Origin of the sequence: Streptomyces coeruleorubidus, from assembly GCF_008705135.1 — a bacterium.
Classification (GTDB): domain Bacteria; phylum Actinomycetota; class Actinomycetes; order Streptomycetales; family Streptomycetaceae; genus Streptomyces; species Streptomyces coeruleofuscus.
The window spans coordinates 4,012,331-4,026,231 of record NZ_CP023694.1; the positions used below are offsets into that span (position 1 = coordinate 4,012,331).

The following is a 13,901-nucleotide window of genomic DNA, read 5'->3' on the forward strand; positions in this document are numbered from 1 at the left end:
ACGCTGTCCGGCCTGGTGCGTGTTCGGTCAAAAATCGAAACAACCGTCCCTGTCGTCACCCTCTGCGCTTAGAGTGCTCCCGGATCGAGCGTTCTGAACGCGTTCAAAGGAGCGCGTGAAGCTCGAGGGGGAGGGGACCGCCCAATGGGCAAGGGGGTCAAGGCCGCTGTCATAGGCGGCGTGTTCGCGGTGATGGTGGGCGGGGCCGGGTACGGGGCCTACAACATCATGAGCGCGCTGAACGGGGACGGCGGCGGCACGAGCGGGGTGGCCGCGGAGAAGAAGTCGGGGCCGCCCGACGAGGACGAGGTCAAGGAGACCACGGCCAAGTTCTTCGGCGCCTGGGAGAAGGGCGAGGCCGCGACGGCGGCGTCGTACACGAACAACGACGCGGCCGCCGAGCAGCTGCTGACCGCCTTCGGGGACGACGCGCACATCACCGACGTGAAGATCACGCCCGGCGCGGCGAGCGGCACCACCGTGCCGTACACGGTGAAGGCGAAGGTGGCCTACGACGGGAAGTCCAAGCCGCTGAGCTACAGCGGCAAGCTGAAGGTCGTGCGCGGGCTCACCACCGGACGGCCGCTGGTCGACTGGCAGCCGTCCGTCGTGCACCCCGAGCTGAAGAAGGACGACACGCTCGTCACGGAGCAGTCGGCCAGCCCGCCCATCGAGGCGGTCGGCCGTGACGGCTCCGTGCTGACGAAGGAGAAGTACCCCTCCCTCGGCCCTGTGCTGGACGCCTTGCGCGACACGTACGGTGCGAAGTCCGGCGGTTCCCCCGGCGTCGAGCTGGTGGTCCGCCACACCGGCGGGAGCGCTCCCGACTCCCCGCTGCTCACCCTCGCCGAGGGCAGGCCCGGCAAGCTCATCACCACGATCAGCCCGAGCGCGCAGGCGGCGGCCGAGAAGGCGGTCAAGCGGTTCGCCCAGTCGTCGGTGGTGGCCGTCAAGCCGAGCACCGGTGAGGTGCTGGCCGTGGCGAACAACCGTACGGACGGCTTCAACGCGGCCTTCGACGGCCAGGCCGCACCCGGCTCCACGATGAAGATCATCACCGCCGCGATGCTCATCGACAACGGCGTGACCTCGATGAACGGCCCGGCACCCTGCCCGTCGAGCGCCGTGTGGCAGGGGCAGAAGTTCGAGAACCTCACCGGCATGGACCCCAACGAGAGCGCCACCCTCGCCAACAGCTTCATGCGGTCCTGCAACACCGCCTTCATCAAGCTCATCGACGAGAAGCCGCTCACGGACGCCTCGCTGGCCCAGGAGGCCGAGCAGCGCTTCGGGCTGGGACAGGACAACTGGAAGACCGGCATCGCCTCCTTCGACGGCAGCGTCCCCGAAGTCAGCGGCCCGGACCGGGCGGCCGGTGCCATCGGGCAGGGCCAGGTGCAGATGAGCCCGCTGAACATGGCCTCGGTGACCGCCACCGCGATCACCGGCACCTTCCGCCAGCCCTATCTCGTCTCGCCGAAGCTGGACGATCGTCAGCTCGCCCAGGCCCAGGGCCTGAAGGCGAGCACCGCCGCCCAGCTCAAGCAGATGATGCGGCTCACCGCCACCCAGGGCACCGCCCAGGAGGCCATGGCCGGGCTCGGTGGTGACATCGGTGCCAAGACCGGTTCCGCCGAGGTCGACGGGAACGCCAAGTCCAACAGCTGGTTCACCGGGTTCCGTGACGACATCGCGGCGGCGGCCATGACCGAGCAGGGCGGCCACGGCGGCGACGCGGCCGGGCCGATTGTCGCAGCCGTGCTACGAACAGGTGGCTGATCTCACCTCCGCCGGACGGGACTCTAGGGTGGTGGCCGTCGTTGGGACAGCCGAGGGCAACGGGGACCCTGGGAATTCGTGGAGGAACGAACAGCTGTGGGCAACAGAAGGCGCGTCGCCGAGCGAGGGAAGACGAGACCCGCCGTGATCGGCGGGATGATCGCCGTGGTCGTCGGCGGTGCCGGGCTCGGCGCCTACGCGCTGTACGGCGGCGCGTCGGCCGACGACGGCACCCGGTCGGCCTCCACCGACCAGAAGCCCGAGGTGAAGACCGGGCCCCTGTCGGCGACCGAGGTCACCACCACCGCCAAGGCCTTCCTCACCGCCTGGCAGTCGGGGAAGGTCACCGAGGCCGCCGCGGCCACGGACGACTCGGCCGCGGCGAAGTTGCTGCTCACGGGCTACACCAAGGACGCCCGCATCAAGGACGTCACCCTCACCCCGGGCACGCCCGCGGGCGACAAGGTGCCGTTCTCCGTCAAGGCCACGGTGTCGTACAAGGACACCGAGAAGCCGCTGGCGTACGACAGCGCGCTGACCGTCGTCCGCCGCACGAGCGACGGGAAGCCGCTGGTCGACTGGCACTCGGCGGTCGTCCACCCCGATCTGAAGGACGGCGACAAGCTGGTCACCGGCGAGGCGGGCACGCCCCCGGTCAAGGCGCTCGACCGGGACGGCGGCGAGCTGACCAAGAAGAAGTACGCCTCGCTGGGGCCCGTCCTGGACGGGCTGCGCGAGAAGTACGGCAAGCAGGCGGGCGGCAAGGCCGGCATCGAGCTCCGGGTCGAGCGCGGGAAGTCCGCCGAGTCGGACGACCTGTCCGACAAGACCCTGCTGGAGCTGAGCAAGGGCACGCCCGGCACGGTGAAGACCACGCTGGACCCCGCCCTCCAGGCGGCGGCCGAGAAGCAGGTCGCGAAGAAGGCCCGGTCGTCGGTGGCCATGGTGCGGCCCTCGACCGGCGAGATCCTGGCCGCCGCCAACGCCTCGCCCGGCTTCAACACCGCCTTCCAGGGCTCCCTGGCCCCCGGCTCCACGATGAAGGTCATCACCGCGTCGCTGCTGCTCGAGAAGAACCTGGCCTCGGCGGACAAGAAGCACCCGTGCCCGAAGTACTTCACGTACGGGCACTGGAAGTTCCAGAACGACAAGAAGTTCGAGATCAAGGACGGCACGTTCAAGGCGAGCTTCGCCCGCTCCTGCAACACGGCCTTCATCAGTCAGGCGCCCAAGCTCAAGGACGACGACCTGACCAAGCAGGCCCAGCAGGTCTTCGGCCTGGGGATGAACAACTGGGCGATCGGTGTGCCCTCCTTCGACGGCGCTGTGCCGGTGCAGTCGGCGGCGCAGATGGGCGCCTCACTGATCGGGCAGGGCGGTGTCCGGATGAACCCGCTGAACATGGCGTCGGTGTCGGCGACGGTCAAGTCCGGCACCTTCCGCCAGCCGTATCTGGTCTCCCCGGACGTGGACGGCCGCAAGCTCGCCACGGCCTCGCGCACCCTGTCGTCGGGCACGCTGTCCCAGCTTCGTGAGCTGATGTCGTACACGGCCGACTACGGCACGGCCGCGGAGGCGATGGCCGGGGTCGGCGGTGACGCCGGCGCGAAGACCGGGTCCGCCGAGGTCGACGGGCAGAAGAAGCCGAACGGCTGGTTCACCGCCTACCGGGGTGATCTGGCGGCCGCGGGTGTGGTCCAGCAGGGCGGCCACGGCGGCGAGACGGCCGGGCCGATCGTGGCGGCGCTGCTGAAGACGGGCGGCTGAGCTCCGAGTTCGAAGCTCAGTGAGTGACCGGTTCCGCGGCGGCCATGTACGTCCGCCGCAGGAACCGCAGCAGCGCCTGCCGCTCGAACTGCACCACCGACACCCCGTGCGCGGAGTGGAACTCCACGACGGCCTGCACCCGGCCGCACGGCCACACCCGGACCTCGCCGCTGCCCGTGGGGGCCCGCAGCCCCTCCTCCAGCAGCCGGCGGTCGAAGGTCCACTCGCGCGCCCCGGCCCCGGGCAGCCCGATCCGTACGGCGCCCGGGTCCCGATCAGGGTCGTAGCGCAGCGTGACGGGGACCGCTTCCTGCTCCGCGTCCAGTAGGACGTCCGCATCCGTGACGATGTGGGCTCGCGCGTACTGCTCGATTACGGACATCGGACGGGCCTTTCACCGTGCGCTACCAGCGTGGAGACTGTGTGTCCACTCCCCTCCAATGTCGCATATTTTCCGGATTGCGCCCCTGGAGGCCGGACATATCACCGATGAGATAAAACGAGCATCACGCTCTTGCAAATCGTTCGCATCTAGCCACATCATCGAACGGTGCATGTACCTGACGGATTCATCAACGCGCCCACCTCCGCCGCCACCGGTGTGATCGCCGCGGGCGCCATCGCCGTGAGCCTGCGCGGCGCACGCCGGGAGCTCGACGAGCGGACGGCACCGCTGGCAGGACTCGTCGCGGCGTTCATCTTCGCGGTGCAGATGCTGAACTTCCCCGTCGCGGCGGGGACCAGCGGCCATCTGCTCGGCGGTGCGCTCGCCGCGATACTCGTCGGCCCCTACACAGGGGTCCTGTGCGTCTCCGTCGTCCTGCTCATGCAGGGCATCCTCTTCGCCGACGGCGGCCTGACCGCGCTCGGCGTCAACATCACCAACATGGCGATCGTCACCACGGTCGTCGCCTACGCCCTCTTCCGCGGCCTGGTGAAGGTGCTGCCCCGCACCCGCCGGTCGGTCACCGTGGCCTCCTTCGTCGCCGCCCTGGTCTCCGTGCCGGCCGCCGCCCTGGCCTTCACGGTGATGTACGCGATCGGCGGCACCACCGACGTGTCGATCGGCAAGGTCGCCACCGCCATGGTCGGCGTGCACGTCCTGATCGGCATCGGGGAGGCCGCGATCACCGCGCTGACCGTCGGCTCGGTCATCGCCGTACGCCCGGACCTGGTGTACGGGGCGCGCGGCCTCACGCACAAGCTCAAGCTGCGGGTGAACGGCGAACTCGTCGACGCGCCACAGGCCGAGCCGGAGCCCGCCCCCGTGGCCGCCCGGACCTCGCACCGCAAGGTGTGGGCGGCGGGCCTGGCCGCCTCCCTGGTCCTGGCCGGGTTCGTCAGCTTCTACGCCTCCGCCGACCCCGACGGCCTGGAGAAGGTGGCAGCCGACCACGGCATCGACAAGAGGGCCGAGGAGCACGCGGTGGCCGACTCCCCGCTCGCCGACTACGGCGTCGAGGACGTCGACGACGCCCGCCTGTCCGGCGGACTGGCGGGTGTCATCGGTGTCGGGGTCACGGTCGTCGCGGGCAGCGCGGTCTTCTGGGCCGTACGCCGTCGCCGTTCGGACAGCACGTCCCCGTCGGACACGACGGACACGACCGACACGACGCCCAGCACAAGCACGACGAGCGTCTGACATGGGAGCAGGGCACGCGCACAAGCTCTACCGGCACGGGCACTCGCCCGTGCACGGCCTGCCGCCGCACACCAAGCTCGCCGCCGTGTTCGCCTTCGTGGTGGTCGTGGTGTCGACTCCGCGGGAGGCGATGTGGGCGTTCGGGGTGTACGCCGTGCTGCTCGGGGCCGTGGCGTACGTCGCGCGCGTGCCCGCGGGTTTCCTGCTGAGGCGGCTGCTGATCGAGGTGCCGTTCGTCGCGTTCGCCGTGCTGATGCCGTTCGTGGCGGAGGGCGAACGGGTCGACGTCCTCGGTATGTCCCTGAGCGTCAACGGCCTGTGGGGCGCCTGGAACGTGCTCGCCAAGGGCACGCTCGGCGTCGCCGCCTCCGTGCTCCTCGCCGCCACCACCGAGCTGCGCGAACTCCTCCTGGGCCTCCAGCGGCTCAGGCTCCCGCCGCTCCTCGTGCAGATCGCGTCCTTCATGATCCGCTACGGCGACGTCATCACGGACGAGATGCGGCGCATGCGGATCGCCCGGGAGTCGCGCGGCTTCGAGGCGAAGGGCGTCCGGCACTGGGGCGTCCTGGCCAAGTCCGCGGGCGCCCTGTTCATCCGTTCCTACGAGCGCGGCGAGCGCGTGCACCTGGCCATGATCAGCCGCGGGTACGCCGGTTCCATGCCGGTCATCGACGAGGTGACCGCGTCCCGGGCGCAGTGGACGTACGCCCTCGCCCTCCCCTGTGCCGCCCTCGCCGTCTGTCTGCTGGGATGGGCCCTGTGACTGATGTGACCCCCTCACTGGACGTGGCCGGTCTGGCCTTCGCCTACCCCGACGGGCACCAGGCCCTCTTCGGCGTCGACTTCTCCGTCGCGCGCGGCGAGCGGGTCGCGCTGCTCGGCCCGAACGGCGCCGGCAAGACGACCCTCGTGCTCCACCTCAACGGCATCCTGACCGGCGGCACCGGCACGGTGAAGGTGGCCGGGCTGCCCGTCGGCAAACAGCACATGGCGGAGATCCGGCGCCGGGTCGGCATCGTCTTCCAGGACCCGGACGACCAGCTCTTCATGCCGACCGTCCGGGAGGACGTGGCGTTCGGGCCCGCCGCGGCCGGGCTCAAGGGGCCGGAGCTGGAGAAGCGCGTGGACCGGGCGCTGGAGCGGGTCGGCATGGCGGAGTTCAAGGACCGCCCGCCGCACCACCTCTCCTTCGGTCAGCGCCGCCGGGTGGCCGTGGCGACCGTGCTCGCCATGGAACCGGAGATCCTCGTCCTCGACGAGCCCTCCTCCAACCTCGACCCCGCCTCCCGCCGTGAACTGGCCGACATCCTGCGCTCCCTCGACGTGACCGTGCTGATGGTCACGCACGACCTGCCGTACGCCCTGGAGCTGTGCCCGCGCTCCCTGATCCTCAGCGAGGGCGTGATCGCGGCGGACGGCCCGACCGGCGAGCTGCTCTCCGACGAGGAGCTGATGCGCGCCCACCGGCTGGAGCTGCCGTTCGGCTTCGATCCGCGTTCGGTGACAATGGGCGCGTGACGAACGAGGAGACCGAGGGCTCGCTGCTGCTGGACGACCAGCTCTGCTTCGCGCTGTACGCGGCCCAGCGGGCGGTGACGTCCGTCTACCGCCCCCTCCTCGACGAGCTCGGCCTCACCTATCCGCAGTACCTGGTCCTGCTGGTCCTGTGGGAGCGCGGTGAGACCACGGTCAAGGAGCTGGCCGCCGCGTTGAGGCTCGACTACGGCACGGTGTCGCCGCTGCTCAAGCGGCTGGAGAGCGTGGGACTCGTCCGCCGGGAGCGCGCGGCGCACGACGAGCGCTCGGTGCTGGTCGCCTGCACCGGGGCCGGGGAGGAGCTGCGGGAGCGCGCGGCGGGCGTACCGGGCGCCCTGCTCGCGGCGACGGGGCTCGCCGCACCGGAGGTCGCGCGTCTACGCGAAGAGCTGTGGCGGCTGGCGGAGAAATCGCAGGCGTCCCCGAACCGCCCGCACTGATCGCCCGTTACCCCCGGTTATCACCCCCTGCTGAGCAGATGCTTTCCTACTGGCCGGTACCTTGTGCGCGATGTATTAGTGCGCACCTGTTCTGGGGGATCCAGCCATGACTGACGCCGCCGTCGTCGACACCCGCCCGACGAAGATCATGTACGTGGCCGAGGCCACCGCCCACGGCGGCCGCGAGGGCTATGTCACCAGCCAGGACGGCCAGATCGACCTCAAGGTCGCGATGCCCCCGCAGCTCGGCGGCGACGGCAACGGCACCAACCCGGAACAGCTCTTCGCGGCCGGCTACAGCTCCTGCTTCCACAACGCGCTGATCCTGGTCGGCAACCGCGAGGGCTACGACCTGACCGGCTCCACGGTCTCCGCGAAGGTCGGCATCGGCCCCAACAAGCAGCGCGGCTACGGCCTCGCGGTCGCCCTGAGCGTCTCGCTCCCCGTCCTCGACCCGGGCCTCGCGAGCAAGCTGGTGGACGCGGCCCACGAGGTCTGCCCGTACTCGAACGCGACCCGCGGGAACATCGACGTGACGATCGTGCTTGGTTGAAAGGGAATCGAGTCGGCGAGACGAGGAGTACGGACGTGGACGTGCACGGCACAGTGGCCGAGGGCTTCGAGCCGGTCAGGGACGCGTTCGTGCGGAACTTCGGCACGCTCGGGGAGCGGGGCGCCGCGGTCGCCGTGTACCGGGACGGGCAGCGGGTCGTCGACCTGTGGGCCGGCACGAAGGACGTCGACGGCACGGCCCCCTGGGAGCGCGGCACCGCCCAGGTCGTGCGCTCGGCGACGAAGGGTGTCGCCGCCGCCGTACTCCTGCTGCTGCACCAGCGCGGACAACTGGACCTGGACGCGCCGGTGGGCCACTACTGGCCGGAGTTCAAGGCGCGGGGCAAGGAGCGGGTGCTGGTCCGGCACGTGCTGAACCACCGCGCCGGCCTCCCCGTCCTCGACCACCCCCTCACCTCCGAGCAGGCCCTCGACCCGCTCCGGGGCCCGGAGGCGGTCGCCGCCCAGGCCCCCGCCTGGGAACCGGGCACCGACCACGGCTACCACGCGCTCACCTACGGCTGGCTGCTCGACGAACTGGTGCGACGCGTGACGGGGCAGGGCACCGGCGCGTGGCTGGCCTCGCAGGTCACCGGCCCGCTGGGCCTGGACCTCTGGCTGGGCCTGCCGGACGCGGAGGCCGGCCGGGTCGGACGCGTGGGCCGCGTCGAGGGGCCCGAGCCGGCCGGCGGCCTGCGCGCCCGCCCGAAGCGCTCGGTCACCGAGGCCTACGAGGACCCGGCCTCCCTGACCCGCCGAGCCTTCGCGGCGATCACCCCGTTCCCGGACCAGAACGACCCGGCCTACCGCGCGGCGGCCCTCCCCGCCACCAACGCCATCGCGACGGCGGACGGACTGGCCCGCTTCTACGCGGCGCTGATCGGCGACACCGCCGGCGCCTCACGCCTGTTCACGCCGGAGACGGTCGGGCTGGCCCGGGCCGAGGAGTCGGCGGGCCCCGACCGCGTCCTGGTGGTCGGAACCCGCTTCGGCCTCGGCTACATGCTGCACGGCAGCGCCTCCCCCTTCCTCACGCCGGGCTCCTTCGGCCACCCGGGCCGCGGCGGCGCCCTCGGCTTCGCCGACCCGGACACCGGGATCGCGTTCGGCTATGTCACCAACGGCTTCCGCAAGACGGTCACGGCGGATCCGCGGGCGCAGGGGCTGGTGCGGGCGGTGCGGGGGGCGCTGGGACTCTAGACGTCTTGGACGGCTCCAGAAACCTCTTGGCCGTCCGTCCCTAGACGTGAATCGGGTGGGAGGTCCGCCCCGATGCCTGGTCGATCTCGTCGTGGGCCTTGGTCAGCAGTCGCATGGCGAGTTCGTTGAGCGCCCGGGCGCCGGCGATCTCCTCCCCGACTCTGGGCTGATTGACGTCGGTCCGGTGCCGGCTCGCCTGCCCGTGCGCCCGTACCTCGGAGCCGTCGGGCAGCCGGACCAGCGCCACCGCCTGGGTGTGCTGGTCGTCCTCCCGGAACTCCATCTCGACATGCCATCCCACTGTGGTGTGCATCATGACGATCACCTCCGGAACACTTAGTTCCAGGGTGCTCCTCCCACCGGCTGGACGCACCCGCCTGGCACGGCCTACCCGGCGTGCAGCATCAGCCCGATCCCGACGACGAGCAGCCCGGCCGCCGCGATCCTCGGCGCCCCGAACCGCTCCTTGAAGAACACGGCCCCGATGGCGGCGCCCACGATGATCGATGTCATACCCGGCTCATACAGTGATTGGCATGACCCGACCCAAGTTAGGAAGGGCCGCCGTCCCGCCGGGCGAGCCCGCAGCGATCTACTGCCGCATCTCCCACACCAGGGACGAGGACCAGACCGGCGTCGACCGGCAGGAACGCATCTGCCGGGAGATCGCCGAACGCCTCCAGCTCCGCGTCGAGCCGACGCACGTCTACGTCGACAACAACCGCTCGGCATGGCAGCGCGACCGCAAGCGCCCCGGATGGGAAGCGATGCTCAGGGCGATGGGGGCCGGAGAGATCCGGCACGTCATCGCCTACCACCCCGACCGCCTCATGCGGCAGCCCAAGGATCTCGAAGAGCTGCTCTCGATCGCCGACGACAAGCGCGTCCTGCTCCACGGCGAGGCGAACCGCCGCGACCTCTCCGACCCCGACGACCGTTTCATCCTCCGCATCGAGGTTGCCCATGCGTGCCGCTCCTCCGACGACACGTCCCGCCGCCTCAAGGACGCCCTGAAGGACCACGCCCGCGAAGGCCGGCCCCACGTGGGCAACCGGCCGTACGGCTACACCGGCGACGGCCGCGCGATCGTCGAGGAGGAGGCGGAGATCGTCCGTGAGGTGTACCGCCGCTACCTGGACGGGGAGTCGCCGCACTTGAATCTGTGACGCCATCAAAATAGTTTGCGGGCAGCTTGCCGCAAAAGTTGTCGGCTGCGATTTGGTGAAAGTTGACGCCTACCAATCGTTCACACCATGCGTCGGCAGACCTTCCGCAGCACCTCAAAGCGATGCCAGCGCTCCGAGCCACTACCTTGCCCGAGTCGGCAGGTAGGCAGCTGTCACGGCAACATGCGTCGGCTTGACGCCTACCTCGGGGACGGCCTCAACAGCCGTGCGAGTCGTGCCGCGCTCTTTGGCCCTACGCGTGTGGGGAACTTCGCCGCTTGGCGTTCGACTGCCCGAGCCTACTCTTCGCTGTGGCGTCGCGTCACCGCAGCCGTACGCGCCCGTATGCCGCTGCCCGACGAGCGCGCCACGCTCCAGCTCCCCGACGCGACCCCGATCCTGCACCTGACCCGCGTCACCCACGGCACCGCCGACCGCGCCCTGATCCTCGAAGAACTCCGCACGGGCCAGCGCCCGACAGCGGTCTACGAGGAGCTCACCAACGCCGGACACACGCTGTGGTGGTCGGAAACCGATTCGCCGGGCGAGCGTAGGGCCCCCTGTTCACTCGCCCCATGGCAGCTCCCGCCCAAAGTCTCTCCAGCCGACGACGTGCCCACCCGCGCCGCTCATCTGCGAAAACGCCGTTCATCCCACGCCGCCGTCAGTGGTCGCAAGCGTCTCCAGAAGACCGGCCAGCTCCTCCACCTCGATCGGCCGCCCCGCCAGCCGGACGACGCCCCGCCCAGCCCCGTCGGTCGAGGCCACCGCACGCACACCGGACAACTCGAACCCGACTCCCAGAAGGGCCCTGTTCAACCGGTCTGCGGCAGCGCGCGCCTCACGCCACCCCTGCGATGTAGTCGACGCCGCGCACCCACATGCTGGGCTCCGCGTCCGCGATGTCATCCAGGCCGTCACGCAGCCAGTCCTCACCCGCGCCAGTCACTTGGCCACTCCCATCCGTACAAGTAACGGATCGTCAACTCTTTGTGGCCCGGGGCGTATGAGCAGCACAACGACCCCGGTACCATCGGGCACCGGGGAACGCTGTGTCCCCTCCCGGACCACCCCGGTTGCTGCCAGGCACGGGGGTGGTCCGGTCTCGGTATGAGGTTAGAAGCGCGGCCCCGTGCTCGGGGTCAGGGGATCCTGCGGGGTCCCGTATGCACCAGGGCCGCGCCCCATTGGCCGGAGAGGTCAGCTCCGGCCGGGGTTCCGGGCCCCCACCGACTCCCGATCGCGTGGGAGTAACGAGGCGGCAGGGGCCCGGAGATCATCAGGACGGTTCGCTCAGTTCCCGGCCGTCCAGGTCGAAGCGGCACCAGACCGTCTTTCCGCCCCGCTCGCCAGGCGTCCACCTGACCGCCGTTGCCACCCGCTGAGCAATCAGCAACCCGCGTCCACTGTCGGGCAGGACCGCTTCCGAGATGTCCGCCATCAGCTCGGGCGAGTACACGTCGCCCATAGGCAGGAGCGGGGGCGTCGAGTCCTCATCCGTCACGCCGATGAAGAGCCACTTCGGGTACAGCTTGAACGCCACGTCAATGCGTCGACAGCCGCCGGGATGCACCTTGCCTCGACCGGGCACCGCGTGGTTCACGGCGTTCCCGACCAGTTCGGACACAGCCAGCCGAGCGTCGTAGATGAGTTCCTCCGCAACAACGCCGCGCAGGAACACGGACGTCGTGTCCCGTGCAATGCGCGCCGTGTTACCGCACTCGGCGAACAGCGTCAGCGTCAGAAAGTGCCCGCCCGAGGACGGCTTCGGTGCCACGAACCAGTGCGCGTAAGCATCCAACTCACTCGCCAGGTGCATGGCCTTCCCCGCATCCATGACCGTCCCCTTCCGAACCTCTACGGCCCTCATGGCACCGCTTGCTTTCCGGAATGCCAGTACACGACGCACGGGACGTCACCGGGAGCGTTCACCAGGGGGTTCACGTGAACACCGGCAAAGACAAGGGGGTTCACCAATGAACCCCCCGCCGCGAGAATGCTGTGACACGATGAACACTCGCCGTCATTCTCGGGTTGGCAGGGGCGCATGAGCCGAGAGCCGAACGCGCAGTTGATCGCCGTCATGGACGAGGCGAAGGTCTCGAACAAGGGCCTGGCGAAGCGAATGCAGGACGCCGCTGCACAACGCGGCATCACCCTCGGGACCACACACGTCTCCGTGAAGCGTTGGCGCGAGGGCGCGGGCATCCAGCCGCAGGCAGCGGCCATCATGGCTGACGTCCTGAGCGTCAAACTGGGCCGTCGCGTCTCACCCGGTGATCTCGCTTCTTCGATCTCACGCGGCCGGCCGCCCCTCAGCCGATCGGCTACCCAAGCACGTTGCCCGATGCACTGTCCACGCTGGGCGGTCTCGCCGACGAGCGCTCCGACGCCCCTTCCGCCGATCGGTTCATGGTCGAGGACAGTGATCTCAGTTCAGCGGTGCTGTCCTGGATGATCGCGCGCCCTGACGGCATCCAGGCCGAACGACCCGCGCACCAACGAGTCGGCATGCGTGATGTCCGCGCCATCAGGGACGCCGCAGGCATGTTCATGCAACTCGACTTCAAGTACGGCGGCGGTCACGGCCACAAGGGCCTACGCCACTACTTCCGGCACGAGGCTGTGCCGGTTGTCGATCCTTCACGCCGCCGGGCATCTGGCATGTCCGCCCCAGCGGACGCCCTTCTCGCTGCGGATGCGGGCTCGTTCCTTCCGCTGGGCAGCGATTACGTCGGGGTGGCGGGCGTTGGCGTTGCGCCAGCGCAGGTAGCGGTGCAGGGCCCGGGTCTGCGCGGGGTGGCTGCGATGGTGAGAGTTGGCCAGGGTGAACTGCCGCAGCGGTCCGAAGTGGGCCTCGATCGGGTTGGCCCAGGAGGCATAGGTCGGGGTGAAGCACAGCTCGACCTTGTTCTTCTTCGCCCAGCGGCGGATGTCCACACCGGTGTGGGCTGAGAGGTTGTCCAAGATGATGTAGATCGGGGCGCCGTCGGGTCGGGCGGCGCGGATCGACTTCAGCGCCGCCAGGGTGTTAGCGGTGCCTTTGCGGCGGCGATTGACGCCCCACAGACGGTCGTCGCCGACGGAGTAGCAGCCGTGGAAGTAGGTGACGCCGTGGGTGCGGCGGTAGGTCGCCGGCAGCCGGTCGGGCTTGCCTTGTTTCGCCCAGCAAGAGCCCGCGGTGGGCCGGATCCCCAGCGGCCCGAACTCGTCGAAGGCGAACACTCGGTCGGGGAAGCGCCCCAGCACCTGCTCGATCCGGTCGAGCTTGGCGTCGCGGTCGGGATCTGGGGACTCCTTCCAGGTCTTGGTGCGCTGGAAGGTGATTCCGCGGCGCGACAGCAGGCACCGTAAGGCTTCCCGGCCGATGCGGATGACACGACCGTGGACTCGGCGCAGGTAGGCGGCGAGTTTGCGGATCGACCAGCGGGTGAAGGGCTGGCCGAGCTTGGTGGGGCGGGTGGTGGCCGTCTGGATGACGAAGTCCTCGTCGTCAGGGGTGAGCAGGCGGGGACGGCCTCCCGCCCATCGAGGGTTCAGGCAGGCCAGGCCGATCTCGTTAAACCGGTGGATCACATCCCGGACGGTGTCCTCGTCGGCCTGGACCAGCTGGGCGATCACCGGGACGCGGTTTCCGCCGGCGGACGCCAGCAACATCATCGCCCGCCGGTAGCGCACCGAGCTGGTACTTCCCCGGCGCACGATCTGCTGCAGCTTCTGCCCTTCCTGATCGGTCAGTCTGCGCACCCGCACAGGCTCAGCCACCACACCTCCAGCGGTCGGAACCGACGTCACCGCCCATCCAACCGCCCCAACCAC

General features: G+C 69.9%; 13 protein-coding genes and 3 pseudogenes. 10 read left to right on the top strand and 6 right to left on the bottom strand.

The window, feature by feature from the left end:
- Window positions 1–144: 144 nt before the first annotated feature.
- Complete coding sequence (locus tag CP976_RS18420; RefSeq protein WP_150481368.1) at window positions 145–1,779, top strand: penicillin-binding transpeptidase domain-containing protein; 1,635 nt, start codon at window positions 145–147, stop codon at window positions 1,777–1,779.
- 96 nt (window positions 1,780–1,875) lie between these two features.
- Entirely contained in the window at window positions 1,876–3,546 is a 1,671-nt protein-coding gene (locus CP976_RS18425) for a penicillin-binding transpeptidase domain-containing protein (protein WP_150481369.1), read from the top strand.
- Window positions 3,547–3,562: 16 nt separating this feature from the next.
- Here the strand turns inward: CP976_RS18425 and CP976_RS18430 are convergent, their stop codons facing one another.
- Window positions 3,563–3,928 (bottom strand): SsgA family sporulation/cell division regulator, encoded by a 366-nt coding sequence (locus tag CP976_RS18430; RefSeq protein ID WP_150481370.1) that lies wholly within the window; start codon window positions 3,926–3,928, stop codon window positions 3,563–3,565.
- A gap of 168 nt (window positions 3,929–4,096) precedes the next feature.
- Between CP976_RS18430 and CP976_RS18435 the strand changes: the two genes are divergently transcribed.
- From CP976_RS18435 to CP976_RS18460, 6 genes are all read left to right on the top strand, one after another.
- Window positions 4,097–5,188, top strand: coding sequence for an energy-coupling factor ABC transporter permease (locus tag CP976_RS18435; RefSeq protein ID WP_150481371.1), 1,092 nt, complete (start codon window positions 4,097–4,099; stop codon window positions 5,186–5,188).
- A gap of 1 nt (window position 5,189) precedes the next feature.
- Entirely contained in the window at window positions 5,190–5,951 is a 762-nt protein-coding gene (gene cbiQ / locus CP976_RS18440; protein WP_150481372.1) for a cobalt ECF transporter T component CbiQ, read from the top strand.
- Window positions 5,939–6,706 carry an energy-coupling factor ABC transporter ATP-binding protein gene (locus CP976_RS18445; RefSeq protein WP_190146991.1) on the top strand — a complete coding sequence of 256 codons (768 nt, stop codon included), beginning with the start codon at window positions 5,939–5,941 and terminating at the stop codon, window positions 6,704–6,706. The genes cbiQ and CP976_RS18445 overlap by 13 nt, the downstream gene beginning before the upstream one ends.
- Window positions 6,703–7,164: a MarR family winged helix-turn-helix transcriptional regulator gene (locus tag CP976_RS18450; RefSeq protein ID WP_150481374.1), complete on the top strand. Its 462-nt coding sequence runs from the start codon at window positions 6,703–6,705 to the stop codon at window positions 7,162–7,164. Before CP976_RS18445 ends, CP976_RS18450 begins: the two co-directional genes overlap by 4 nt.
- A 106-nt stretch (window positions 7,165–7,270) precedes the next feature.
- Window positions 7,271–7,717, top strand: a complete 447-nt coding sequence (locus CP976_RS18455; RefSeq protein WP_150481375.1) for an organic hydroperoxide resistance protein — start codon at window positions 7,271–7,273, stop codon at window positions 7,715–7,717.
- 35 nt (window positions 7,718–7,752) lie between these two features.
- Window positions 7,753–8,916 (top strand): serine hydrolase domain-containing protein, encoded by a 1,164-nt coding sequence (locus CP976_RS18460; RefSeq protein WP_150481376.1) that lies wholly within the window; start codon window positions 7,753–7,755, stop codon window positions 8,914–8,916.
- A 40-nt stretch (window positions 8,917–8,956) separates the two neighbouring features.
- Here the strand turns inward: CP976_RS18460 and CP976_RS18465 are convergent, their stop codons facing one another.
- Both CP976_RS18465 and CP976_RS18470 read right to left on the bottom strand, forming a co-directional pair.
- Complete coding sequence (locus CP976_RS18465; RefSeq protein WP_150481377.1) at window positions 8,957–9,232, bottom strand: DUF1876 domain-containing protein; 276 nt, start codon at window positions 9,230–9,232, stop codon at window positions 8,957–8,959.
- A 71-nt stretch (window positions 9,233–9,303) separates the two neighbouring features.
- A pseudogene (locus CP976_RS18470) lies at window positions 9,304–9,426 on the bottom strand (EamA family transporter); the annotation flags it as partial.
- 26 nt (window positions 9,427–9,452) lie between these two features.
- Here CP976_RS18470 and CP976_RS18475 point away from each other — a divergent pair.
- Entirely contained in the window at window positions 9,453–10,082 is a 630-nt protein-coding gene (locus CP976_RS18475; protein ID WP_229876169.1) for a recombinase family protein, read from the top strand.
- A 333-nt stretch (window positions 10,083–10,415) separates the two neighbouring features.
- Window positions 10,416–10,550, top strand: a pseudogene (locus CP976_RS43740) (GntR family transcriptional regulator); the annotation flags it as partial.
- A 180-nt stretch (window positions 10,551–10,730) separates the two neighbouring features.
- Here CP976_RS43740 and CP976_RS18485 read toward each other — a convergent pair.
- The 3 genes and pseudogenes from CP976_RS18485 to CP976_RS18500 form a co-directional block, all read right to left on the bottom strand.
- A pseudogene (locus tag CP976_RS18485) lies at window positions 10,731–11,031 on the bottom strand (hypothetical protein).
- Window positions 11,032–11,361: 330 nt separating this feature from the next.
- On the bottom strand, window positions 11,362–11,919 hold the full coding sequence (locus tag CP976_RS18490; RefSeq protein ID WP_150481378.1) for an ATP-binding protein: 558 nt from the start codon (window positions 11,917–11,919) through the stop codon (window positions 11,362–11,364).
- Between the two features lie 806 nt (window positions 11,920–12,725).
- On the bottom strand, window positions 12,726–13,847 hold the full coding sequence (locus CP976_RS18500; protein ID WP_308430070.1) for an IS630 family transposase: 1,122 nt from the start codon (window positions 13,845–13,847) through the stop codon (window positions 12,726–12,728).
- Between the last annotated feature and the right edge of the window lie 54 nt (window positions 13,848–13,901).

What these genes read in the sequence shown, in the direction of transcription:
- CP976_RS18420 (WP_150481368.1), top strand. Translation starts at nt 145, where the DNA reads ATGGGCAAGGGGGTCAAGGCCGCTGTCATAGGCGGCGTGTTCGCGGTG.
- CP976_RS18430 (WP_150481370.1), bottom strand. Translation starts at nt 3,928, where the DNA reads ATGTCCGTAATCGAGCAGTACGCGCGAGCCCACATCGTCACGGATGCG.
- cbiQ (WP_150481372.1), top strand. Translation starts at nt 5,190, where the DNA reads ATGGGAGCAGGGCACGCGCACAAGCTCTACCGGCACGGGCACTCGCCC.
- CP976_RS18445 (WP_190146991.1), top strand. Translation starts at nt 5,939, where the DNA reads ATGGGCCCTGTGACTGATGTGACCCCCTCACTGGACGTGGCCGGTCTG.
- CP976_RS18455 (WP_150481375.1), top strand. Translation starts at nt 7,271, where the DNA reads ATGACTGACGCCGCCGTCGTCGACACCCGCCCGACGAAGATCATGTAC.
- CP976_RS18465 (WP_150481377.1), bottom strand. Translation starts at nt 9,232, where the DNA reads ATGATGCACACCACAGTGGGATGGCATGTCGAGATGGAGTTCCGGGAG.
- CP976_RS18475 (WP_229876169.1), top strand. Translation starts at nt 9,453, where the DNA reads ATGACCCGACCCAAGTTAGGAAGGGCCGCCGTCCCGCCGGGCGAGCCC.
- CP976_RS18490 (WP_150481378.1), bottom strand. Translation starts at nt 11,919, where the DNA reads ATGGATGCGGGGAAGGCCATGCACCTGGCGAGTGAGTTGGATGCTTAC.